The organism is Pseudoduganella lutea (genome assembly GCF_004209755.1).
GTDB classification, from domain to species: domain Bacteria; phylum Pseudomonadota; class Gammaproteobacteria; order Burkholderiales; family Burkholderiaceae_D; genus Rugamonas; species Rugamonas lutea.
In genome coordinates, this window is record NZ_CP035913.1 from 2168924 (window position 1) to 2190453 (window position 21530).

A 21530-nucleotide genomic window follows, 5' to 3' on the forward strand; every position below is an offset into this window, starting at 1 on the left:
TACAAGCATTTACTACTGTGTTTGATGAGTTTTTTGTATGCGTCCTTTCGGACACTACCCTAAGTGTGCGATGTCTCGCACGCTTAATAAAACTTTACTTCTTCCAGATTGTTAAAGAACGAAACAGCAGCAGTCTCTAAAAGACTAAACATAAAAGTGACGCGTCACACTTATGTTTAATATCTCGAGTAGATCTTGGTGGAGGATGACGGGATCGAACCGACGACCCCCTGCTTGCAAAGCAGGTGCTCTCCCAGCTGAGCTAATCCCCCTGGGCTTGATACGTGGTGGGTCTGGTTGGGCTCGAACCAACGACCCCCGCGTTATCAACACGGTGCTCTAACCAGCTGAGCTACAGACCCGCATTGTTACCAGCGGTGCTACTGTTTCTTCTTCATTCGACAGTCGATAAGTGTGAGCGTTTGATGCACGATCTTGCGATCCGTGCCGACTCTAGAAAGGAGGTGATCCAGCCGCACCTTCCGATACGGCTACCTTGTTACGACTTCACCCCAGTCACGAATCCTACCGTGGTAAGCGCCCTCCTTGCGGTTAAGCTACCTACTTCTGGTAAAACCCGCTCCCATGGTGTGACGGGCGGTGTGTACAAGACCCGGGAACGTATTCACCGCGACATGCTGATCCGCGATTACTAGCGATTCCAACTTCATGCAGTCGAGTTGCAGACTACAATCTGGACTACGATACACTTTCTGGGATTAGCTCCCCCTCGCGGGTTGGCGGCCCTCTGTATGTACCATTGTATGACGTGTGAAGCCCTACCCATAAGGGCCATGAGGACTTGACGTCATCCCCACCTTCCTCCGGTTTGTCACCGGCAGTCTCATTAGAGTGCTCTTTCGTAGCAACTAATGACAAGGGTTGCGCTCGTTGCGGGACTTAACCCAACATCTCACGACACGAGCTGACGACAGCCATGCAGCACCTGTGTTCAGGTTCCCTTTCGGGCACTCCCAGATCTCTCCGGGATTCCTGACATGTCAAGGGTAGGTAAGGTTTTTCGCGTTGCATCGAATTAATCCACATCATCCACCGCTTGTGCGGGTCCCCGTCAATTCCTTTGAGTTTTAATCTTGCGACCGTACTCCCCAGGCGGTCTACTTCACGCGTTAGCTGCGTTACTAAGTCAATTAAGACCCAACAACTAGTAGACATCGTTTAGGGCGTGGACTACCAGGGTATCTAATCCTGTTTGCTCCCCACGCTTTCGTGCATGAGCGTCAGTCTTGACCCAGGGGGCTGCCTTCGCCATCGGTGTTCCTCCACATCTCTACGCATTTCACTGCTACACGTGGAATTCTACCCCCCTCTGCCAAACTCTAGCCTTGCAGTCTCCATTGCCATTCCCAGGTTAAGCCCGGGGATTTCACAACAGACTTACAAAACCGCCTGCGCACGCTTTACGCCCAGTAATTCCGATTAACGCTTGCACCCTACGTATTACCGCGGCTGCTGGCACGTAGTTAGCCGGTGCTTATTCTTCAGGTACCGTCATGAGGCACGGATATTAGCCGTACCCTTTTCTTCCCTGACAAAAGAGCTTTACAACCCGAAGGCCTTCTTCACTCACGCGGCATTGCTGGATCAGGGTTGCCCCCATTGTCCAAAATTCCCCACTGCTGCCTCCCGTAGGAGTCTGGACCGTGTCTCAGTTCCAGTGTGGCTGGTCGTCCTCTCAGACCAGCTACTGATCGTCGCCTTGGTGAGCCTTTACCTCACCAACTAGCTAATCAGATATCGGCCGCTCCAGGAGCATGAGGTCTTGCGATCCCCCACTTTCATCCATAGATCGTATGCGGTATTAGCGTAACTTTCGCTACGTTATCCCCCACTCTTGGGCACGTTCCGATATATTACTCACCCGTTCGCCACTCGCCACCAGGCCGAAGCCCGTGCTGCCGTTCGACTTGCATGTGTAAAGCATGCCGCCAGCGTTCAATCTGAGCCAGGATCAAACTCTTCAGTTTAATCTCTGTTTTCGCGAACCACCGAAATGGTTCTTATCAGTCCACTGGACTGATAAGCTCACTCAAATAACTGACGAATCATCCGAAGATGATTACGTTTATTACTTGTGTAAGCGTTTGTTGCTATATTTTGAGCATTCCGGACCAAAGTCCGGAGGCACATCGCATCAAACGCCCACACTTATCGACTGTTGATTGTTAAAGAATTCTTCGCTTTTCAGCGGCGCCGCATTTCCGGTTGAACCCGGCGACAAATCGTTGTGTTTGTCAGCAGCAGAGAGATGAGATTATGCGGTGTTTCGTGCAGCTCGTCAACCCCTCGGTTTGTATCGCAATGTTTCGCTAGCGATTCAAACTACCCTTCGCATCGTTTTGTTTTCACTCATACGCTGCGGCAGGGACGGAATTATAGCCAGTGGCTTTCGGCCTTGCAAGCCCCTTCGCATTCATTGAATAAATAACCAGAACCATGGCACAGGCAATCCATGCGGACCATAGCGTATGGGTCAGGAAATGCGCACCGCGCAACTGCTGCATCCAGCCGACGGTCATCCCGACGAACAGCATGCCAATCGCAACGCCGATACTCTTTCTCCGACTGTACGGCCACCAGAATGCCGCGATCGAAACCAGCCATAGCGCACTCGATGCATGCCCCGCCGGCATGCAATGCCCTGGGCTGGTCGCGGCAGGTACCCACTCCAGCAAGCGGACATATGGCTCGGAACCGCGATAACGCTGCAAATCCCATGGACAGTGCGAAATACTGAACCGTTTGAACACGGTAATCATGGATGGCACCAGTACGGCCGAGATGGCGACAACCCGCAGCCCGATCCGGCGCGATTCGCTCCAGTAATGCGACGGCCGCACCGTATCCCATGAGGCGAGCACGACAGCCAGCGCGGCCATTGCCGACAGTACCGTCTTGAGGATGACATGATTGAATGTCTCCGTCAGCCATGCGTGCTGCATCGGAAAAGTGCGCGTCGCCTTATCGAAGGCCAGATCAGCCAGCGCCAGGTCGATATCGGTGAACTGGCCGATCCACAGGATCAGCAGGGCGGACAGCAGCAAGCCGCCGGCCGCAATCGAGCCATTACGGAAACGCATGACGTCAGTTACCACGCGTGCACGGATGGATCACATCGAGCTTCGGGTTATAGACGGCCGTGCTCACATTGAGCATTCCCAGCACCGTATGGAACACGTTATCGTGCGAAAACGGCTGGGCGGCGCGGGCCGCCAGGCAACTGTGATCGATATGGAATCGCTGGCGGAAGCCATCGGACAACCACATCATCATCGGCACTTGTCGCTGCTCGGCCGGAGAAATGATATAGGGCGCCCCATGCAGGTACATATTGTGCTCGCCCAGCGATTCGCCATGATCCGAGAAATACAGCATGCCCGTATCGACGCCGTCTTCTATGGCGGCGGCACGCAGCAGGTCGATCGTCCTGCTCAATACCAGGTCGGTGTACAGGATCGTATTGTCGTAGGCATTCATGATCGATTCGCGCGTGCACTCTTCCAGCTCGTTGGTCTGGCAGACAGGCCCGAACCTGCCGGATCCGGCCGGATAACGCTTCCAGTATTCAGGGCCATGGCTGCCTTTCTGGTGCAGCACGATGACCATATCCCGCTTGGCGTCGCGGATCATTTGCCGCAAGCTTTCCAGCAAGCGCTCGTCGTAGCATTCCTCGGGCCCGCATGACGGATCGCCGGGCCGCGGTTGCGACACGTCCTCATAACGCACCCGGTCGCAAGCGCCCTTGCAGCCGGAATTATTGTCACGCCAGAGAACATCGAAGCCCGCATGCTGCAACACGTCCAGCAACCCTTCCCGGCTGCTTGCCTTGTCGGCCGTATAGCCATCGCGGCCGAGATTGGAAAATACGCAAGGCACCGACACCGCTGTCGCCGTGCCGCATGAACCCACATCGCGGAAATTGACGAGGCCAGCTTGCGCCGACAGGTGCGGATTCGTCTGGCGGCCATAGCCATTCAGCGAAAAATTCATCGCCCGCGCGGTTTCACCGACGACGAGGATCGTCACCGTTCGCCTGCCTGGCACGGCCCATTTGATGCCGCGGCCTGCATCCGTGCCCAGTGGCGCGATCACGGCCGGCGTCGCCCATTTGCGCTTCAGGTAGCCGTGCGTTGCCTGGAACATATTGGTGGGCGTCAGCAGGAAGCGCAGCTCGCGGTGCTCGCGCACTGCCGGCGCCAGTGTCTTGAACAGCAGTATCAGCAGCCCGGCAATCGCCAGCAACGACAGTACGACCGTGCCCAGCTTCAGCAGCAGATCGCGCCGCACCGGCAAAAATCGTAGCGGCAACCGCCATACCAGCAGTGAAGGCAGGATACCCAGCAGCGTGACAGTCTGCAGCATCTGCCAGCTCAGCAGCTCCTGCGCTTCCCGGGAATCCGTCTCGACCACGTTCTGCACCATCGACGCGTCGATCGCCACCCCGTACCGGCTCATGAAATACGACGCAGCCGAGGCACCGAGGAACAGTGCCATCAATACGGGCTTGATGACAAACCGAAAATTGACCAGCGTGAGCACTGCATTGAACAGCAATACAAGGGCGACGAATGCGCCGGCGTAAACCGGCAGGTTGCCGAGCCTGATTCCGCCGGTTGCGGAAAAAAACGTTTTCCAGAAGCTGCCGTTATAGGCCAGCACGAGGAAGGTCGAAGCGCACAGCGTCAGCATGGGGGCGCCGATGCGCGGCAGCGTGGAAATTTTCACCGTTGAAACTCCGGAATCGAAGCATCAACGATATCGCCTGGTAAGTAAACGTTGCGTCAAGCACCGGTTAAGCACGGGTTAACGCGCAGCGGGACCTTCATGGGAAACAGGGCTGGACTGCACGGCGCCATCGGGAAACCTGATTTCGATGCAGCTCCCAGCCGCCACTTCCCTCAGGACAAGCGTGGCACCAAGATGGGCGCAGATCCGCTGCACGAGTCCCAGCCCCAAGCCGGTACCCGAGGAGCCCCGCGCATCGGCGGGAATCGGCTCGTTACGCAGGCGTGCCCGGGCTGCCGGGGGCAAGCCCGGGCCAGTATCCTCGACGATCACGCTGCGCCCTTCCAGCCGCACTTCGACATACCCCCGCTCCGTGTACTGGCAGGCGTTGCGGACCAGGTTGCCGATCGCCGCCAGCACCAGTTCGCGCACGCCATGCAGGACAAAGTCTTCGCCACCGCCATAGCGCAGCTGGACAGGGCGGCCGGCGACGAGCCCCTGGTTTTGTGACACCTCTTCCAGCGCCAAGGCCTGCGCTTCAATGCGCGACCACTCCAGCCGTTCCGGCGAACGTGCCAGCCGCAAGAGCATGGACGTGACGTCGCTGGCATTGCGCGCGGCACGGTAGATCCGTTCGGCCGGCGCATGCAGTACCGGATCGTGCTCCGTCTGCGCCAGCAATACTTCGGCTGCGCCGGCGATCACCGTCAGCGGCGTGCGCAGTTCGTGGCTGACATCGCCGGTGAAAAAGCGCTCGCGATCAAGGAACTGCTGCAGCTCCGCCGTGTGGCCGGCGATCGTGCGCGACAGCAGCCCCAGTTCATCGCCACGCTCCTGCAACGGCAGCTGCGCCGCGCGCGCATCCACGGCTTCGGCCAGCTCGACGATCGGGTTGACGATGCGGTTGCCCAGGAAGCGGCCCAGTATCACGGCAAAGCCCATGAAGCCCAGGAACGCCACCGCGAACATCGAATAGACCACCAGCTCGATCTTTTCATAGGCGCTGTCGTGATCGACCACGGCGAACTCGCCTTCGGCGTTGCGGCCCTTCAACACGTGCAGGTCGACGCCATCGACCGTTACTTCATGCACGCCTTCCGCCAGGGGCCGCAAGGAACGGGGAATGCCTGCCTCGACGTGGTAGCTGAGACCCGCCGGCATCTCCACCGGCAAACCACCCGCATGGCGCGGGCCGGCCCATGCGGCCACTTCTTCGAGGCGCTCGTCGACGAGACGCACCTCGATGCCCTCGACGGCCAGCGCGGCAATCACCGCGAAGAATACCGACGACACGGTGGCAAACGTCAGATACGCCCGCGTAATGCGCCTGCGCAGCGATTCCTCCTTCTGCTGCGGTTCCTGCTTACGCATCGGCTGCCACGAGCTTGTAGCCGATCTTCGAGATCGTGTGCAGCATCGGGTGCGGGAAGGGCTTGTCCAGCGCCTGCCGCAGGGCGTGGATGTGCACGCGCAGCGCATCGGTATCGGGCGGATTGTCGCCCCACACCTCGTGCAGTACCTGCTCGCGCGACACCACCTTGGGCGCCTCCCGAATCAGCAGCCGCAGGATCGTATAACCGGTTTTCGTCAGCACCAGCGGGCGGCCGGCACGTTTCGCCTCGAACGTTTCGGTGTTGAAGGCAAGGTCGCCGAACACCAGCACCGCGTTCGCGGCATGCGTGCCCCTGGCCCGCCGCACCAGCGCTTTCAGGCGCACTTCCAGCTCGACCATGGAAAACGGCTTGACGAGGTAATCGTCGGCGCCGCTGTCGAAGCCGGCCACCTTGTCTTCCAGCGTGTCGCGCGCGGTCAGCATCAGCACTGGCAGATCCTTGCGCAACTCGCCGCGCAGCTTCTGGCACAGCTCCAGGCCATTCAGGCCCGGCAGCATCACATCCAGCACCACGGCGTCGTATTCGTGCTGGGCAACCAGCGCCAGCCCACCGTAACCGTTGGCCGCCGAATCGAGCACATGCCCTTTCGGCTCGAGAAAGCCATACAGGTTGGCAACGATATCCGGGTTGTCTTCAATGATGAGGATGCGCATCGCCCCATTATAATTCGCGCTTTCCCCATCGGACCGCCCCCCCATGAAACTGCCCAATATCGCTTCCACGGCCGATGCCGAGCTGGCGGCACGCCTCGTGCACGCCATCGACAACAAGACCAAGCCGCCCGGCAGCCTGGGCATGCTGGAAACGCTGGCGCACCAGGTCGGCCTCATCCAGCGCACCACGGCGCCGGTGATCGAAGCACCGGCCATCCTCGTATTCGCGGGCGACCACGGCGTGGTGGCCGAGGGCGTTTCCGCCTTCCCGCAGGATGTGACATGGCAGATGGTCGAGAACTTCCTGGCCGGCGGCGCTGCCATCAACGTGTTCGCCGCGCAGAACGGCTGCATGCTGCAGGTCGTCGATGCCGGCGTGGCGCACGACTTCGGCCCCCGCCCCGGCCTCGTGGACCGCAAGATCGCCCATGGCACACGCAATTTCGCGGTGGCGCAGGCGATGACGGCCGAACAGTGTGCACAGGCGCTGGCACACGGGGCGGCGCTCGTCGATACGCTGCCGGGCAACGTGATCGGCTTCGGCGAAATGGGCATCGGCAATACCACGGCCGCCGCCGCGCTGATGCACAAGCTGGCCGGCATCCCGGCCGTGGCGTGCGTGGGCGCCGGCACCGGGCTGACACCGGAAGGCGTGCTGCACAAGGCGCGCGTCATCGAGGCGGCCGCCGCACGCCATGCCGGCGTGACGGCGCCGCTGGACGTGCTGGCCACGTTCGGCGGCTTCGAGATCGCCATGATGGCTGGCGCCATGCTGCGCGCGGCCGAGCGCCGCATGGTGCTGCTGATCGACGGCTTCATCGTCACCAGCGCCCTGCTCGTGGCCGCGCGGCTGCGGCCGCCGATCCTCGACTACTGCGTGTTCGCGCACTGCTCCAACGAGAATGGCCACCGGCAATTGCTCGAAACGCTCGGCGGCAAGCCGCTGCTGCAGCTGGACCTGCGCCTGGGCGAAGGCACCGGCAGCGCGCTCGCCCTGCCGCTGCTGCACGCGGCGGTGAATTTCCTGAACCGCATGGCCACGTTCGCATCGGCCCAGGTCAGCGGAAAGCGCTGAACATGCTGCAGGTGCGGCTGTTCTTCATCGCGCTGCAATTCTTCACGCGCCTGCCGATTCCCCGCTGGGTAGGGTTCGAGCCGCACTGGCTGCACCACGCCTCGCGCTACTTCCCGCTGGTGGGCCTCGTCGTCGGCGTCATCGTGGCGGCCGTTTACTGGGCCGCCGCGCAAGTGCTGCCGCCGGCGATCGCCGTGCTGCTGTCCACCGCAGCCGGCATCTACCTCACCGGCGCCTTCCATGAAGACGGTTTCGCCGATACCTGCGACGGCATGGGGGGCGGCCTGACGCGCGAACGGGCGCTGGAAATCATGAAGGATTCGCGGATCGGCGCCTATGGCGCGATCGGTATCCTCCTCCTGCTGGCCATCAAATGCGCCGCGCTGGCACACCTTTCACCGCTCGCGACGGTCGCTGCTTTATGTGTAGCGCATCCGCTGTCCCGGCTGATGGCGGCAAGCCTGATCTGGCGCATGGACTATGCCCGCGCCGAGGGCAAGGCCAAGCCGATGGCGCAACAAATGACCGGCACCGAGTTCGCCATCGCCACGCTGTGCTGCGTGCCGGCCGTGGCAGCAGCCGGGGGCCTGGGCTGGCTCGACTGGCGCGGCATCGTCCTCGGCATCGTGGCGATGGTGTTCGTCACGTTGTGGTTTGCTCGCAAGCTGCGCCAACGGCTTGGCGGCTACACGGGCGATTGCCTCGGTGCGGTCCAGCAGATGGCCGAAGCGGCTTTCTACCTGTGCGTGCTGGCGCGATGGAACTGATTCTCGTCAGACATCCGCGCCCGGTCGTGGCGGAAGGCATCTGCTACGGCAGCAGCGACCTGCCGGCCGATCCGGACGAGCTGGCCCGCGTGCATGCATCGCTCCGTGCCGGCGGCCTGCCGGGCGATGTCCCCGTTTTTTCCAGCCCCCTGCGGCGCTGTGCCGACCTCGCCCGGCTGCTGTCGCCCAGCGTCACTTTTGATGCCCGCCTGGCCGAGATGGATTTCGGCAGCTGGGAAGGGCGCAGCTGGAACGATATCCCGCGCGCCGATGTCGACGCCTGGGCGGCCGACCTGCTCCACTACCGGCCCGGCGGCGGCGAGACCGTGTTCGAGGTGGCCCTGCGCGTTGCGGCCGCGCTCGACGCGATACGGGCGCACGGCGCCGAGCGTGCCATCGTCATCTGCCATGCCGGCACCATGCGCCTGTTTGCCGCGCTGGCCGACGGCACGCCAGCCGGGCAGGCCGCGCTCGCCGCCGCCTCGAAGGCGCACCGCATCGGCTACGGCGAAACCCACCGCCTGGGTCTTTACTGAATCTTTTCATGATACCGGCCCCTCCGCGATACCTTATAATTGCGCGGTTTTGGTGCCCGCGTTCGAGTCCTCGAGCGCAGTTAAACGGGAAATACGAAGCCTGACCATGGTCGGCCAACGTATGCTGCCCCCGCAACGGTAAGCAGGCAGCCGCGCGCGAAGTTCGCCGCGGCAGCCGTCCGCGACAACCACTGTGCAAACGCATGGGAAGGTCGGACGGTGATGCCCGCCAGCCCGGATACCGGCCAAACCAGGTGGAGCCACGCACAGCGTGCGGCTCTGTTCAATCCGGCCTGCGGGGACGTTGGCCGGTTGCTACTTTACAAAGATTTGCCATGACCTCTTCCGTAGCATCCCAGGCGGCGCTCGCGTCGCTGGCGCTCGCCATTGCCGCGCCGGCCGCCCACGCCCAGGCCACCGCCATCGATTCGATCATCGTCACCGCTACCCGCACCCCGCAGCTGGCCAGCGAAGTGATCAGCGATACCGTCACGATCACGGCCGAGCAGATCGCCAACTCCGGCGCCGGCTCCATCACCGAACTGCTGCAGCGCCAGCGCGGCCTCGAAGTTACCCGCAACGGCGGCCCCGGCGCCGCGTCGAACGTGTTCATTCGCGGCGCGAACGGCAACCAGAGCGTGGTGCTGGTGGACGGCATCCGCATCGCCTCCGCCTCGACCGGCTCGGCCAGCTGGAACGGTATTCCATTGTCGGCCATCGACCGTATCGAGATCGTGTACGGCCCGCTGTCCACGCTGTACGGCGCCGATGCGATCGGCGGCGTGATCCAGCTGTTCACGAAAAAAGGCGAAGGCGCGCCATCCATCAGTGCTTCGGTCGGCGGCGGCAGCGATAAAATGTTCGCAGCCGATGCCTCCGTTTCCGGCGGCACGAACCAGTTGAGCTACGCGTTCTCCGTCTCGAAGGAGCGTTCGGACGGCTTCTCGGCCACGCGCCGGCCCAGTTCCAGCTTCGATCCCGACGACGATGGCTACGATCGCAAGAGCGCGGCCGGCCAGGTGGCCTACAAGCTGGCCCCCGGCCACGAACTGGGCGCCATGTTCCTGTACACCGATACCGAATCGGACTACGACGACGCGAACTTCGATGCCTACAGCACGCAAAAGGTGAGCAATGTGGGCATCTACGCCCGCAACCAGTTCCTGCCCTTCTGGACGATGCTGGTGCAGGCTTCGCAGTCGCGCGACAAGTCCGGTTCATTCTATGACGTGGGTCCGTTCGGTTCCAGCCAGATCGACACCACGACCAGCACGTTCACGGTGCAGAACGATTTCCGCATCGGCAGCGACAACCTGCAAGTGCTGTACGAACACCGCAAGGAAGAACTCGACGGCTCGACCGCCGCCCTGAACCGCGCGCGCCACACCAACGCGTTTGCCGCCAACTACAGCCTGAAGCGTGGCGCGCACCTGGCCAACGTGGGCGTGCGTCACGATAACAACTCGGAATACGGCTCGAAGACCACTGGCTCGATCGGCTACGGCTACCGCTTCACCAGTGCGCTGCGCGCCGAAGCCAGCTTCGCTACTAGCTTCCGCGCACCGTCGTTCAACGAACTGTACTACCCGAGCTACGGCAACGAGGACAACAAGCCGGAAGAAGGCCGCAACGCCGAAGCGGGCCTGCGCTACGACGACGGCACCACGAAACTGGGTGCCGTGTACTACCGCAACAAGCTGGACAACCTGCTGCTGAACACCAACCCCTGCCCTTACGCCGGCTACCCATACGGCTGCGCCTACAACATCAACGAGGCGCTGCTGGAAGGCGTGTCGCTGTCGGCCGAGCGCCAGATGGGCAACCTGCTGCTGATCGCCAATGCCGACTTCCAGGACCCGAAGGACGAGACCACCGGCAAGCGCCTGCAGCGCCGCGCCAAGCGCCACGCCAACTTCGTGGCCGAATACGACCTGGGCGCCGTGCGCGGGGGCGTGGAGCTGCAACTGTCGTCGAGCCGTTTCGACGACGCGGCCAACCGCAACCGCCTGCCCGGCTACGCGGTAGTAAACCTGTATGGCACGTACCGCTTCAACCAGGACTGGTCGGCGCTGGTGCGCTGGAACAACGTGGGCGACAAGAACTACGAGCTGGCCCGCTATTACCAGACCGGCGGCTCGAACGTGTTCGCCGCGCTGCGCTACGGCTTCAAGTAATTCCCGTATCAAACCAGTAGTGCTAAGCTGCCGGGCGCGTCGATGCGCCCGGCGCTTCATCCACAGGCAGAACATGCATCCACTTTCCGCCCACCTGCGTTACCGCACCGGCGTGGTCACCGCCGGCCTGCTGCTGGCGTCGATCACCAGCCTGCTGTTCGCGGGCGTCACGGGCTCCGTTGCCATCCCGCTCGCCGACCTGCCCGGCGCGCTGCAAGAATTACTCAACGGCCGCGCCGAGACGCTGGCCGCCACCCTGCTCGACCTGCGCGCGAGCCGCGCGCTGACCGCCTTCGTAACCGGCGCCACGCTGTCGCTGGCCGGCGTCATGATGCAGACCCTGCTCCGCAATCCGCTCGCGGACCCCTATGTGCTCGGCATCTCCGCCGGTTCGGCCGTCGGCGCCCTGTTGGCGCTGATGCTGATGTGCGCCGCATGGATGGTCGACGCGGCCGCCTTCATCGGTGCGGTAGCCATCTCCATGCTGCTGTATGTGCTGGCACGCCGCGACATGCGCGGCGGCAGCGCCGCCGAGGGCGGCACCGCATTGCTGCTGCTGACCGGTACCATCCTGTCCGCCGGTTGCGCGGCGCTGATCATGCTGATGCTGTCGATCGCCCCGGAAAGCCGGCTGCGCAGCATGGTGTTCTGGATGATCGGCGACCTGTCCGGCGCGCCGCTGCGCTGGCTGCCGTGGATCGTGCTGGCCGCCGGCCTGGCATTCGCGCTGCGCACGGCCCGCTCGATGAACGTGCTGGCCCTGCATGCCGAAGCGGCCAGCACGCTGGGCATCCGCGTGGGCGTATTGCGCAAGGGCCTGTTCTTCTGTTCCGGCCTGCTGACGGCCAGCGCGGTCACCACCGCGGGCAGCATCGGCTTTGTCGGGCTGATCGTGCCGCACGCCTGCCGCTTTGCATTCGGGCCGGACCACCGCGTGCTGATCCCGGCCGCCACGCTGGCCGGCGGTGCCTACCTCGTGCTGGCCGATACGCTGGCACGCACCGTCATCGCGCCGCAGCAGTTGCCGGTGGGCGTGGTGACGGCGTTGATCGGCACGCCCGTCTTCCTGTATCAACTGCACCGGCTGCGCAAATGATGATCGCCACAGACAATCTCCGCCTGGCCATCGGCTCGCGCGTGCTGGCCGAAAAGCTCGACTGGCAAGTCGCCGACGGCGAATGCTGGAGCGTGATCGGCCGCAATGGCGCCGGCAAAAGCACCCTGATGCGCACGCTCGCCGGCCTGCGCGAGCCCGATGGCGGCCGCGTGCTGTTGCGCGGCCGCGCGCTCGGCGACTGGCCGCTCGAAGCGCTGGCACGCGAGCGCGCCTTTCTTGCGCAATCGCGCAGCGACGCGTTTGCCTACTCGGTTCTGGAAACCGTGCTGTCCGCCCGCCACCCCTACCACGGCAAGCGTTACTGGGAAGACAGCGACGACCACACCATCGCGATGCGCATGCTGGCCGCGATGGAGGTCGAGGACCTGGCGGCGCGCGACGTGCGCACGCTGTCCGGCGGCGAGCGCCAGCGCGTGGCCATCGCCGCGCTGCTGGCGCAAGACACGCCGCTGCTGCTGCTCGACGAACCGGCCAACGCTCTGGACCTGGCCCACCAGGTGAGCGTGATGGGTTTGCTGGCGAAACTGTGCCGCGAACAGCGCAAGACCATCGTCATGATCGGTCACGACCTGAACCTGGCGCACGGTATTTCCACGCATGCCCTGCTGCTCATGGGCGACGGCCGCTGGCTAGCCGGCCCGCGCGACGACGTGATGCGCGCCGACATCCTTTCCGACTATCTGCACCACCCGATCGAAACGGTGCGCCACGGCGCCCGCACGATCTTCATACCTACAGAGGCCACCGCATGACCACTCCCGACGACACCGCGGCATTGAACGAGCGCCACCGCGCACGGATGGAACGCAAGAAGGCGATCATCGACGCGAAGATCGCCGCTGCCGACAAGCAGATCGGCATCATCATCGTCAATACCGGCAACGGCAAGGGCAAGAGCTCGAGCGGCTTCGGCATGGCGGTGCGCGCGCTGGGCCATGGTATGAAGGTGGGCATCGTGCAGTTCATCAAGGGTGCGATGGCCACGGGCGAGGAACGTTTCCTGCGCCGCTTCCCCGACGAAGTGAGCTTCCACGCGATGGGCGAAGGCTATACGTGGGAAACGCAGGACCGCGAACGCGACATCGCCAAGGCACGCGAAGCGTGGGAACAGGCCAAGCTGTTCCTGGCCGATCCGGCCATCGGCATGGTGGTGCTCGATGAACTGAATATCGCGCTGAAATACCGCTACCTGGACGTGGACACGGTCATTGCCGACCTGCTGGAACGCCCGGCCATGCAGCACGTGGTCATCACGGGCCGTGGCGCGCCGCCGGAGCTGATCGAGATCGCCGATACCGTCACTGAAATGAACGTGGTCAAGCACGCGTTCAAGGCCGGCATCGGCGCGCAGGCCGGAACGGAGTGGTGATGGGCACCCGCGCGGTATTGATCGCCGCCGTGGCTTCCGGCCAGGGCAAGACCACCGTCACGGCGGCACTGGCGCGCAAGCTGGTGCGCGCCGGCCGCCGCGTGCGCGTGTTCAAATGCGGGCCCGATTTCATCGACCCGATGCTGCTTGGCCGCGCCAGCGGCGCGCCCGTGGAATCGCTGGACCTGTGGATGGTGGGCCGCGAACGCTGCCAGCGGCTGCTGGCCCAAGCGGCGCGGGAAGTGGACGATATCCTGATCGAAGGCGTGATGGGCCTGTATGACGGCACCCCCTCCGCCGCCGACCTGGCTCGCGAATTCGGCGTGCCCGTGCTGGCCGTGATCGACGCCGGCGCCATGGCGCAAACGGCGGGCGCGCTGGTGCACGGCCTGCGCGACTACGGCCCGGTCACGATGGCGGGCGTGATCGCCAACCGTGTCGGCAGCGCCGGCCATGCAGCCATGGTCAAGGCGTCGCTGCGCGACATCCCGCTGTTCGCCACCTTGCCGAAGCAGGCCCGCTCGCTGCCGGAACGGCACCTGGGCCTGGTGCTGCCGGATGAAGTCGACGAAGTCGATGCGATCCTCGACGAACTGGCCGACCAGCTCTTGTTCGACGCAGCCGCGTGGGACGCCTTGCCGCTCGTGGAATTTTCCGCGCCCGCGCCGGAGGAAGCCGTTGCGCCAGCATTGGCCGGCAAGACCGTGGCGATTGCGCGCGATGCGGCCTTCGTGTTCGTCTATGCGGCCAATCTCGACGTGATGCAACGGCTCGGCGCCAGCATCGTGTATTTCTCGCCGCTGGCCGACGAACCGGTGCCGCCCGAAGCGGACGCTGTCTACCTGCCAGGCGGTTACCCCGAACTGCATGCGCCGCGCCTGGCCGAAGCCGGTATCTGGCGCGCATCGATCCGTGCCGCCCATGCGGATGGCGTGCCGATCCTGGCCGAATGCGGCGGCATGATGGCGCTGGCAGAAACGCTGGACGATGGCGCCACCGATGCCCACAACCCGTGGCCCATGGCCGGGCTGCTGCCGGGCCGCGTGTTCGTGCAGAAACGGCTGGCCGGCCTCGGGCCGCAGGCCATGCCCACGCCGCAGGGCACGCTGCGCGGCCACACGTTCCACTATTCCCGGCTGGAGTCCAACGCGCCCGTAATGGAATACACCAGCAAGAACCCGTCCGGCGCGCAGGGCGAGGCGGTCTACCGGATCGGCTCCCTGACGGCTTCCTATTTCCACGGTTATTTCCCGTCGAACGTGGAAGCGGTGGCGGCGCTGCTGTCGAGGCCTGCGCGATGAGCCGCACGCTCGTGCTGGGTGGCGCCCGCTCCGGCAAGAGCGCGCATGCGGAGCGGCTGGCTGCGCAGTCGGGCAAGGAAATCGTCTACGTGGCCACGGCCGGTGCCGGCGATACCGAGATGGCACAGCGGATCGCACTGCACCGTGCCGGAAGGCCGGCCGGCTGGACCACGGTCGAGGAACCGCTTGCACTGGCGGCGGTGCTCGGACAATGGCGCGCGCCGCACCGGCTGGTACTGGTCGACTGCCTGACACTGTGGCTGACGAACCTGCTGTTCGCGGACGGTACGGAATATCCGGACGTGGGCACGATCGCCCTGCCGCGGCGCTTCCATGACGAACGTGCCGCCCTGCTGGCGCAGCTGGAGCAAAATCACGGTGACGTTGTTTTCGTGTCGAACGAAGTGGGCATGGGCATCGTGCCGTTCGGTGCCGTCACGCGCGCTTTCGCGGATGAAGCGGGCCGGCTGAACCAGGCCGTGGCCGCCGCCTGCGACAACGTGGTCTTCGTCGCGGCCGGCCTGCCGCTGGTGCTGAAAGGCGCGCCATGCTGAGCGGGCTGTCGTGGCCCGAAGTCGCGGCGCTGCTGGCGGCCGGCGTGCTGCTCGACCTGCTGCTCGGTGAAGCGCGGCGCTTCCACCCACTGGTCGGCTTCGGCAACCTGGCCAGCGCAATCGAGCGCCGCCTGAACAAAGGCAACGGGCGGCTCCCGCGCGGTGCGCTCGGCTGGGCACTGGCCGTGCTGCCGCTGACGGTACTGGCAGGGTGGCTGTGCGGCGTCGCCGGCGCCCTCGCCCATGCGGCGATGCTGTATTTCTGCATCGGCCTGCGCAGCCTGCGTGATCACAACCTGCCGATCGCCGCCGCACTGCGCGGCGGCGACCTGCCCGCGGCGCGCGAACTGACGGGCCGCATCGTCAGCCGCGACACGTTCGATGCGAACGAAGCGGATCTCGCCAAAGCCAGCGCGGAGTCGCTGCTGGAGAACGGCAACGACGCCGTGTTCGGCACGCTGTTCTGGTTCGCCGTGGCCGGCGGCCCCGGCGCCGTGCTGTTCCGCCTCGCCAACACGCTCGACGCCATGTGGGGCTACCGGAACGCGCGCTTCCTGTACTTTGGCCGCGTCGCGGCCCGCGTCGACGATGCGTTGAACTATGTGCCGGCGCGGTTGACGGCGCTATCCTATGTGCTGCTGGCGCCGGGTACCCCGGGCAAGCGCCTCGCATGGCGCTGCTGGCGCGAACAGGCGCCAGCATGGAGCAGCCCGAATGCCGGCCCGGTGATGGCCAGCGGCGCCGGCGCCCTCGGCCTGGCGCTCGGTGGCGCGGCGCGCTATGACGGCGAGATCGAGCAACGCCCGCCGCTGGGCCAGGGCGCACCGGCAACGGCAGGCGACATCGAACGCGCATGGCGGCTCGTGTGGCGCACCACGCTGCTGTGGCTCGTGCTGTCCGCACTGGTCGCGGCGGCGATCGTGATGGCGCCGGAGGTGTGGCATGCCTGAACACGGCGGCAACCTGCGCGATGCGGCGCGGCTGTATGGCCATGCAAACTGGCTGGACCTGTCGGCCGGCCTGAACCCGCACTGGTATCCGGCGCCCGACCTGCCGGGCAATGCGTGGCATCGGCTGCCGGAGCGGGACGATGAACTCGTGGCGGCGGCCTGCCGCTACTATGGCGCGCCGCGCATGCTGGCGGTGGCGGGAACGCAGGCTGCGATCCAGGCATTGCCGCGGTTGCGCGCGCCGTCGCGGATCGCCGTATCGGCGCCGTCGTACGCGGAGCACGCGCATCACTGGTCGCGCCACGGGCACAATGCCTGCCTCGTGCCGTATGCGGCGCTTGGCGAAGCGGTCGACAGCAGCGACGTGGTCGTCGTCTGCAATCCGAACAACCCGACCGGCGCGACGGTCTCCCGCGACGCGTTGTTGCGGTGGGCGGGATCGCTGGCGGCACGGGGCGGCTGGCTCGTGGTCGACGAAGCGTTCGCCGACATGGACAACGCCCACAGCGTGGCAGACGAGGCGGACCGCCCCGGCCTGGTCGTGCTGCGCTCGGTCGGCAAGTTTTTCGGGCTGGCCGGGCTGCGCCTCGGCTTCGTGGCCGCGCAAGCCGACCTGCTGGCGGCACTCGATGAAGAACTGGGACCATGGCAGGTCAGCGGCCCCGCCCAGCTGGTCGGCAAGGCTGCGCTGCTGGACGACACCTGGCACCGGCAGACACGCAGGGCGCTGGACGCCGCCGGCAGCCGGCTCGATGCCCTGCTGGCTGCGCACGGCATCGTGTCTTCCGGCACGAGCCTGTTCCGCTGGTGGGCCGAGCCCGCGCCGGAAGCATTTCACGAACACATGGCCCGGCGCGGCATCTGGGTGCGGCTGTTCAGCACCGGCCCGCGGGGCATCCGCCTCGGCCTGCCGCCGGACGAAGCGGCATGGTTGCGCCTCGCCGGCGCACTGGAAGAATGGACGAAGGAAACACGATGAAGAAACCCGCTTTGCTATTTACCCTGCTGCCGGCCCTGCTGGCGGTTTTCTCCGCGCATGCGGCGGTGTCCGTGCGCGATGACGATGGCAAGATGGTCACGCTGGCAAAGCCGGCCGAGCGCGTGATCTCGATGTCCCCGCACGTGACGGAGCTGCTCTTTGCGGCCGGCGCGGGCGGCAAGATCGTCGGGGCCGTCGACTACAGCGACTATCCGGAAGCGGCCAAGGCGATTCCGCGCGTGGGCAGCAACCGCGAAGTGGACCTGGAACGGGTGCTGGCCCTGAAGCCCGACCTGATCGTGGTGTGGCGCCACGGCAGCTCGGAGCGGCAGGTCGAACTGCTGCGCAAACTGGGCATCCCGCTGTTCCACAGTGAGCCGACACGGCTCGACAGGATTCCCGACAACGTGATTGCGATGGGCAAGCTCGCGGGTACGGAACCGGTTGCCGAATCGGCGGCCGCCGACCTGCGCAAGCGCCTGGCGGCGGTACGCGCGAAGTACGCGGGCCGCCCGCCGGTGCGCGTGTTCTACCAGGTGTGGGACAAGCCCCTGTACACGCTCAATGGCGCGCACATCGTCAGCGATGCGCTGCGCCTGTGCGGCGGCGAGAACATCTTTGCATCGCAAAAGACAACGGCGCCGGTGGTCAGTGTGGAGGCGGTGCTGAAGGAAGATCCGGAAGCCGTGTTCAGCACGGCCGAAAAGGAACAGGGCGGCGCGGCCATGTGGAAGCAGTATCCGAACATGCTGGCCACGAAGAACGACAACCTGTTCACCATCGATGGCCACCTGGTGAACCGCGCCGGGCCGCGCATGGTCCAGGGTGCCGAAACGCTGTGCGAAAAGCTCGAGATCGCACGCCAGCACCGGAAGCGCTGACATGCATTTTCCATTCAAGACGCTGATGGTGCAAGGCACCACGTCCGACGCCGGCAAGACCACGGTGGTGGCGGCGCTGTGCCGGCTGCTGAAGCGCAACGGTGTCTCCGTCGTACCGTTCAAGCCGCAGAACATGGCGCTGAACAGCGCCGTCACGGCTGATGGCGGCGAGATCGGCCGCGCCCAGGCCCTGCAGGCGCAAGCCGCAGGCATTGCGCCACATACGGATATGAACCCGGTGCTGCTGAAGCCCTCTTCCGACATCGGTGCGCAAGTGATCATCCACGGCAAGGTGCGCGCCGAGATGAACGCGCGCGACTACCACCAGTACAAGACAGTGGCGATGGCGGCCGTGCTCGAATCGCATGCGCGGCTCGCCGCGCAGTACGACGTGGTCATCGTCGAAGGCGCCGGCAGCCCGGCGGAGATCAACCTGCGCGACCGCGACATCGCCAACATGGGCTTTGCCGAGGCGGTCGATTGCCCGGTGGTGATCGTGGCGGACATCGACCGCGGCGGTGTGTTCGCGCACCTGGTGGGCACGCTGTCGTGCCTGTCGGAGAGCGAGCGGGCGCGCGTGATCGGCTTCGTCATCAACCGCTTCCGGGGCGACATCAAACTGCTGGAACCGGGTCTCGACTGGCTGGAAGCGCAGACCGGCAAGCCGGTGCTGGCCGTGCTGCCTTACCTGCATGGCCTGTTCCTCGACGCGGAAGATGCGGTGCAGCCCACGCAGGAGCACCGCGGCGCGTTCCGCGTGGTGGTGCCCAGCCTGCCGCGGATGAGCAACCACACGGACTTCGACGCGCTGCGCGCCCATCCGGACGTGGACCTGCAATTCATCCGCGAAGGCCACGCCATTCCGCCCGCCGACCTGATCGTCCTCCCGGGCAGCAAGAACACACGCGGCGACCTGGCCTGGCTGCGGGCACAGGGCTGGCCGCAGCGCATCGCACACCATCTGCGCTACGGCGGCAAGGTGATCGGCATTTGCGGGGGCTTCCAGATGCTGGGGCAATCGGTCGGCGATCCGCTTGGCGTGGAGGGCGTGCCCGGCGATTCGCCGGGCCTGGGCCTGCTCGACATGACGACCGCGATGTCGCAGGTAAAGCGGCTGCAGCAGGTGCAGGGCAATTGCCTGTTCGCGGATGCGCCGGTCGCCGGCTACGAGATACACATGGGTGTCTCGAGTGGCGAAGCGCTGGCGCAGCCGGCATTCGAGATCGACGGCCGCCCGGAAGGCGCGATGTCGCCGGACAGCCAGGTGCTGGGCACCTACCTGCACGGCGTGTTCGACACGCCGGGGGCATGCTCCGCGCTGCTGCGCTGGGCGGGGCTGGGCAGCGACCGGAGCGTGGACCTGGGCGCGCTGCGCGAAGCGAGCCTGGAGCGGCTGGCCGATGCGACCACCCCATTGCTCGAGGCGCTGCTCCCCAACAAGTAGGGGCACGGCGACCGCGCGCTTCGCGCTTTGCCGCTTTGTGCAACAATCGCTGGACGTATCTCATGCAGGCCCTTCTGCCGTCGTTCCATGTCCAGCCAAGAATCCATCACCAAGCGCTACCTGCCCTGGGTCGTTGCCACGGCCCTCTTCATGGAGCAACTCGACTCCACGATCGTCAATACCGCCATCCCCAGCATGGCCGCAAGCCTGATGGTGACGCCCTTGAGCCTCAAGGCGGTTGTCACCAGCTATATCCTCAGCCTCGCGGTGGCGATTCCCGTCAGCGGCTGGATGGCGGACCGCTACGGCACCCGGCGCGTGTTCATGACGGCGATCGGCATCTTCACCGTGGCATCGGTCCTGTGCGGCCTTTCCGTGAATTCTCCCATGCTGGTGGCGTCGCGATTGCTGCAGGGCTTCGGGGCGGCGATGATGATGCCGGTGGGCCGGCTGACGATCGTGCGCACGTTTCCCAAGGCGGAGCTGCTGACGGCCATGAACTTCGTGATCATTCCCGCCTTGATCGGGCCTTTGCTCGGCCCCACCGTCGGCGGCTTGATCGTGCACTGGATGTCGTGGCGGGAGATCTTCTTCATCAACGTGCCGGTGGGCCTGGTGGCGATCTGGCTCGCCCACAAATACATGCCCGACTATAAGGGCGATGAACCACGGCCGCTCGATGTGATGGGCCTTATCCTGTTCGGTACCGGTGTCGCCCTGCTGTCATGGCTGCTGGAGATCTTTGGCGAGCACCGGCTCGACATCACGTCGTGGGGCGTGCTGTTCGTGATTTCGATCTGCCTGCTGGCCGCCTATGCCTGGCATGCCACGCGTGAGCAATTCCCGCTGCTGCGGCTGCAGTTGTTCAGGATACGCACGTTCCGCGTGTCGGTGCTGGGTGGCTTCTTCACGCGCCTCGGCGTGGGCGGCCTGCCCTTCCTGCTGCCGCTGCTGTACCAGCTGGGCCTCGGCCTGCCGGCATGGCAATCGGGCTTGCTGATGATGCCCTCGGCGGCGGCGGCCATGTTCATGAAGTTTTTCTCGGCGCGGCTGCTGGCGAAATTCGGCTATCGGCAAGTGCTGATCGTGAATACGGCGATGATCGGCGTGACGATCGCGATGTTCTCGTTCGTCCAGCTGGGCACACCGCTGTGGGCGATCGTAATGCTGTCGTTGTGCCAGGGTTTCTTCAACTCGCTGCAATTTTCCAGCATGAATTCGATCGCCTATGCGGACGTCGACCAGAAGGATTCCGGCATGGCCAGCACGATGGCCAGCTCGATGCAGCAACTGTCGATGAGCTTTGGCCTGGCCTGCGGGTCGCTGATCACCGGCTGGTACCTGGGCGACATGCCGCAGACGGACCGCGTGGTGCTGACGAGCGCCCTGCACCACGCCTTCCTTACGCTGGCTGGCTTGACGATCCTGTCGGCCGGCATGTTCTGGACATTGAAGAAGAACGACGGCGAAAGCATCAGCCGCGGCACGAAGACCGCCGAGGCGGGAACGGTGGTGGCGGCCACGGAACAATCCGCGGCGCAGTAACCGCGATGACGACAAAGTTATCGTCGCGGGTGTCACGCCTTGAAT

At 64.6% G+C, this 21530-nt stretch carries 18 protein-coding genes, 2 tRNA genes, 1 rRNA gene and 1 riboswitch; of the genes, 14 read left to right on the forward strand and 7 right to left on the reverse strand.

Annotated features, from left to right (window positions below):
* Positions 1-196: 196 nt before the first annotated feature.
* The 7 genes from EWM63_RS09155 to EWM63_RS09185 form a co-directional block, all read right to left on the reverse strand.
* A tRNA-Ala gene (locus tag EWM63_RS09155) sits at positions 197-272 on the reverse strand.
* Positions 273-285: 13 nt separating this feature from the next.
* A tRNA-Ile gene (locus EWM63_RS09160) sits at positions 286-362 on the reverse strand.
* Positions 363-457: 95 nt separating this feature from the next.
* Positions 458-1988: ribosomal RNA gene (locus tag EWM63_RS09165) — 16S ribosomal RNA — on the reverse strand.
* 378 nt (positions 1989-2366) lie between these two features.
* Positions 2367-3101 carry a phosphatase PAP2 family protein gene (locus tag EWM63_RS09170; protein ID WP_130186252.1) on the reverse strand — a complete coding sequence of 245 codons (735 nt, stop codon included), beginning with the start codon at positions 3099-3101 and terminating at the stop codon, positions 2367-2369.
* A 4-nt stretch (positions 3102-3105) separates the two neighbouring features.
* Positions 3106-4746, reverse strand: coding sequence for a phosphoethanolamine transferase (locus EWM63_RS09175; protein WP_229487826.1), 1641 nt, complete (start codon positions 4744-4746; stop codon positions 3106-3108).
* 78 nt (positions 4747-4824) lie between these two features.
* Positions 4825-6117, reverse strand: coding sequence for a sensor histidine kinase (locus EWM63_RS09180; RefSeq protein ID WP_130186253.1), 1293 nt, complete (start codon positions 6115-6117; stop codon positions 4825-4827).
* Positions 6110-6793 carry a response regulator transcription factor gene (locus EWM63_RS09185; RefSeq protein ID WP_130186254.1) on the reverse strand — a complete coding sequence of 228 codons (684 nt, stop codon included), beginning with the start codon at positions 6791-6793 and terminating at the stop codon, positions 6110-6112. The genes EWM63_RS09180 and EWM63_RS09185 overlap by 8 nt, the downstream gene beginning before the upstream one ends.
* Before the next feature lie 43 nt (positions 6794-6836).
* Here EWM63_RS09185 and cobT point away from each other — a divergent pair, with 43 nt between their 5' ends.
* From cobT to EWM63_RS09255, 14 genes are all read left to right on the forward strand, one after another.
* On the forward strand, positions 6837-7868 hold the full coding sequence (gene cobT / locus EWM63_RS09190; protein ID WP_130186255.1) for a nicotinate-nucleotide--dimethylbenzimidazole phosphoribosyltransferase: 1032 nt from the start codon (positions 6837-6839) through the stop codon (positions 7866-7868).
* A gap of 2 nt (positions 7869-7870) precedes the next feature.
* Positions 7871-8635, forward strand: coding sequence for an adenosylcobinamide-GDP ribazoletransferase (locus tag EWM63_RS09195; RefSeq protein WP_130186256.1), 765 nt, complete (start codon positions 7871-7873; stop codon positions 8633-8635).
* Positions 8626-9171, forward strand: coding sequence for a histidine phosphatase family protein (locus tag EWM63_RS09200; RefSeq protein ID WP_130186257.1), 546 nt, complete (start codon positions 8626-8628; stop codon positions 9169-9171). Before EWM63_RS09195 ends, EWM63_RS09200 begins: the two co-directional genes overlap by 10 nt.
* Positions 9172-9204: 33 nt before the next feature.
* Positions 9205-9435, forward strand: a riboswitch (cobalamin riboswitch).
* Between the two features lie 71 nt (positions 9436-9506).
* A complete protein-coding gene (locus EWM63_RS09205; RefSeq protein ID WP_130186258.1) occupies positions 9507-11345 on the forward strand; it encodes a TonB-dependent receptor domain-containing protein in 1839 nt (612 codons plus the stop codon).
* A gap of 73 nt (positions 11346-11418) precedes the next feature.
* Positions 11419-12441 (forward strand): FecCD family ABC transporter permease, encoded by a 1023-nt coding sequence (locus EWM63_RS09210; protein ID WP_130186259.1) that lies wholly within the window; start codon positions 11419-11421, stop codon positions 12439-12441.
* On the forward strand, positions 12441-13214 hold the full coding sequence (locus EWM63_RS09215; RefSeq protein ID WP_130190286.1) for an ABC transporter ATP-binding protein: 774 nt from the start codon (positions 12441-12443) through the stop codon (positions 13212-13214). Before EWM63_RS09210 ends, EWM63_RS09215 begins: the two co-directional genes overlap by 1 nt.
* The gene (gene cobO / locus EWM63_RS09220) at positions 13211-13831 is read left to right on the forward strand and encodes a cob(I)yrinic acid a,c-diamide adenosyltransferase (protein ID WP_130186260.1); all 621 of its coding nucleotides are present in this window, start codon (positions 13211-13213) and stop codon (positions 13829-13831) included. Before EWM63_RS09215 ends, cobO begins: the two co-directional genes overlap by 4 nt.
* Positions 13831-15132, forward strand: a complete 1302-nt coding sequence (locus EWM63_RS09225) for a cobyrinic acid a,c-diamide synthase CobB (RefSeq protein ID WP_130186261.1) — start codon at positions 13831-13833, stop codon at positions 15130-15132. The genes cobO and EWM63_RS09225 overlap by 1 nt, the downstream gene beginning before the upstream one ends.
* The gene (gene cobU / locus EWM63_RS09230) at positions 15129-15686 is read left to right on the forward strand and encodes a bifunctional adenosylcobinamide kinase/adenosylcobinamide-phosphate guanylyltransferase (protein WP_130186262.1); all 558 of its coding nucleotides are present in this window, start codon (positions 15129-15131) and stop codon (positions 15684-15686) included. Before EWM63_RS09225 ends, cobU begins: the two co-directional genes overlap by 4 nt.
* Positions 15680-16636, forward strand: a complete 957-nt coding sequence (locus EWM63_RS09235; protein ID WP_130186263.1) for a CobD/CbiB family cobalamin biosynthesis protein — start codon at positions 15680-15682, stop codon at positions 16634-16636. Before cobU ends, EWM63_RS09235 begins: the two co-directional genes overlap by 7 nt.
* Complete coding sequence (cobD, locus tag EWM63_RS09240) at positions 16629-17615, forward strand: threonine-phosphate decarboxylase CobD (RefSeq protein WP_130186264.1); 987 nt, start codon at positions 16629-16631, stop codon at positions 17613-17615. The genes EWM63_RS09235 and cobD overlap by 8 nt, the downstream gene beginning before the upstream one ends.
* Positions 17612-18496: a cobalamin-binding protein gene (locus EWM63_RS09245; protein WP_130186265.1), complete on the forward strand. Its 885-nt coding sequence runs from the start codon at positions 17612-17614 to the stop codon at positions 18494-18496. The genes cobD and EWM63_RS09245 overlap by 4 nt, the downstream gene beginning before the upstream one ends.
* Before the next feature lies 1 nt (position 18497).
* Entirely contained in the window at positions 18498-19940 is a 1443-nt protein-coding gene (locus EWM63_RS09250) for a cobyric acid synthase (protein WP_130186266.1), read from the forward strand.
* Between the two features lie 87 nt (positions 19941-20027).
* Complete coding sequence (locus EWM63_RS09255) at positions 20028-21485, forward strand: DHA2 family efflux MFS transporter permease subunit (protein WP_130186267.1); 1458 nt, start codon at positions 20028-20030, stop codon at positions 21483-21485.
* Positions 21486-21530 lie beyond the last annotated feature (45 nt).

Bases quoted from the DNA above. Each gene is read 5' to 3' on its own strand.
- EWM63_RS09170 (WP_130186252.1), bottom strand. From the start codon at position 3,101: ATGCGTTTCCGTAATGGCTCGATTGCGGCCGGCGGCTTGCTGCTGTCC.
- EWM63_RS09180 (WP_130186253.1), bottom strand. From the start codon at position 6,117: ATGCGTAAGCAGGAACCGCAGCAGAAGGAGGAATCGCTGCGCAGGCGC.
- EWM63_RS09185 (WP_130186254.1), bottom strand. From the start codon at position 6,793: ATGCGCATCCTCATCATTGAAGACAACCCGGATATCGTTGCCAACCTG.
- cobT (WP_130186255.1), top strand. From the start codon at position 6,837: ATGAAACTGCCCAATATCGCTTCCACGGCCGATGCCGAGCTGGCGGCA.
- EWM63_RS09195 (WP_130186256.1), top strand. From the start codon at position 7,871: ATGCTGCAGGTGCGGCTGTTCTTCATCGCGCTGCAATTCTTCACGCGC.
- EWM63_RS09200 (WP_130186257.1), top strand. From the start codon at position 8,626: ATGGAACTGATTCTCGTCAGACATCCGCGCCCGGTCGTGGCGGAAGGC.
- EWM63_RS09205 (WP_130186258.1), top strand. From the start codon at position 9,507: ATGACCTCTTCCGTAGCATCCCAGGCGGCGCTCGCGTCGCTGGCGCTC.
- EWM63_RS09210 (WP_130186259.1), top strand. From the start codon at position 11,419: ATGCATCCACTTTCCGCCCACCTGCGTTACCGCACCGGCGTGGTCACC.
- EWM63_RS09215 (WP_130190286.1), top strand. From the start codon at position 12,441: ATGATCGCCACAGACAATCTCCGCCTGGCCATCGGCTCGCGCGTGCTG.
- cobO (WP_130186260.1), top strand. From the start codon at position 13,211: ATGACCACTCCCGACGACACCGCGGCATTGAACGAGCGCCACCGCGCA.
- EWM63_RS09225 (WP_130186261.1), top strand. From the start codon at position 13,831: ATGGGCACCCGCGCGGTATTGATCGCCGCCGTGGCTTCCGGCCAGGGC.
- cobU (WP_130186262.1), top strand. From the start codon at position 15,129: ATGAGCCGCACGCTCGTGCTGGGTGGCGCCCGCTCCGGCAAGAGCGCG.
- EWM63_RS09235 (WP_130186263.1), top strand. From the start codon at position 15,680: ATGCTGAGCGGGCTGTCGTGGCCCGAAGTCGCGGCGCTGCTGGCGGCC.
- cobD (WP_130186264.1), top strand. From the start codon at position 16,629: ATGCCTGAACACGGCGGCAACCTGCGCGATGCGGCGCGGCTGTATGGC.
- EWM63_RS09245 (WP_130186265.1), top strand. From the start codon at position 17,612: ATGAAGAAACCCGCTTTGCTATTTACCCTGCTGCCGGCCCTGCTGGCG.
- EWM63_RS09250 (WP_130186266.1), top strand. From the start codon at position 18,498: ATGCATTTTCCATTCAAGACGCTGATGGTGCAAGGCACCACGTCCGAC.
- EWM63_RS09255 (WP_130186267.1), top strand. From the start codon at position 20,028: ATGTCCAGCCAAGAATCCATCACCAAGCGCTACCTGCCCTGGGTCGTT.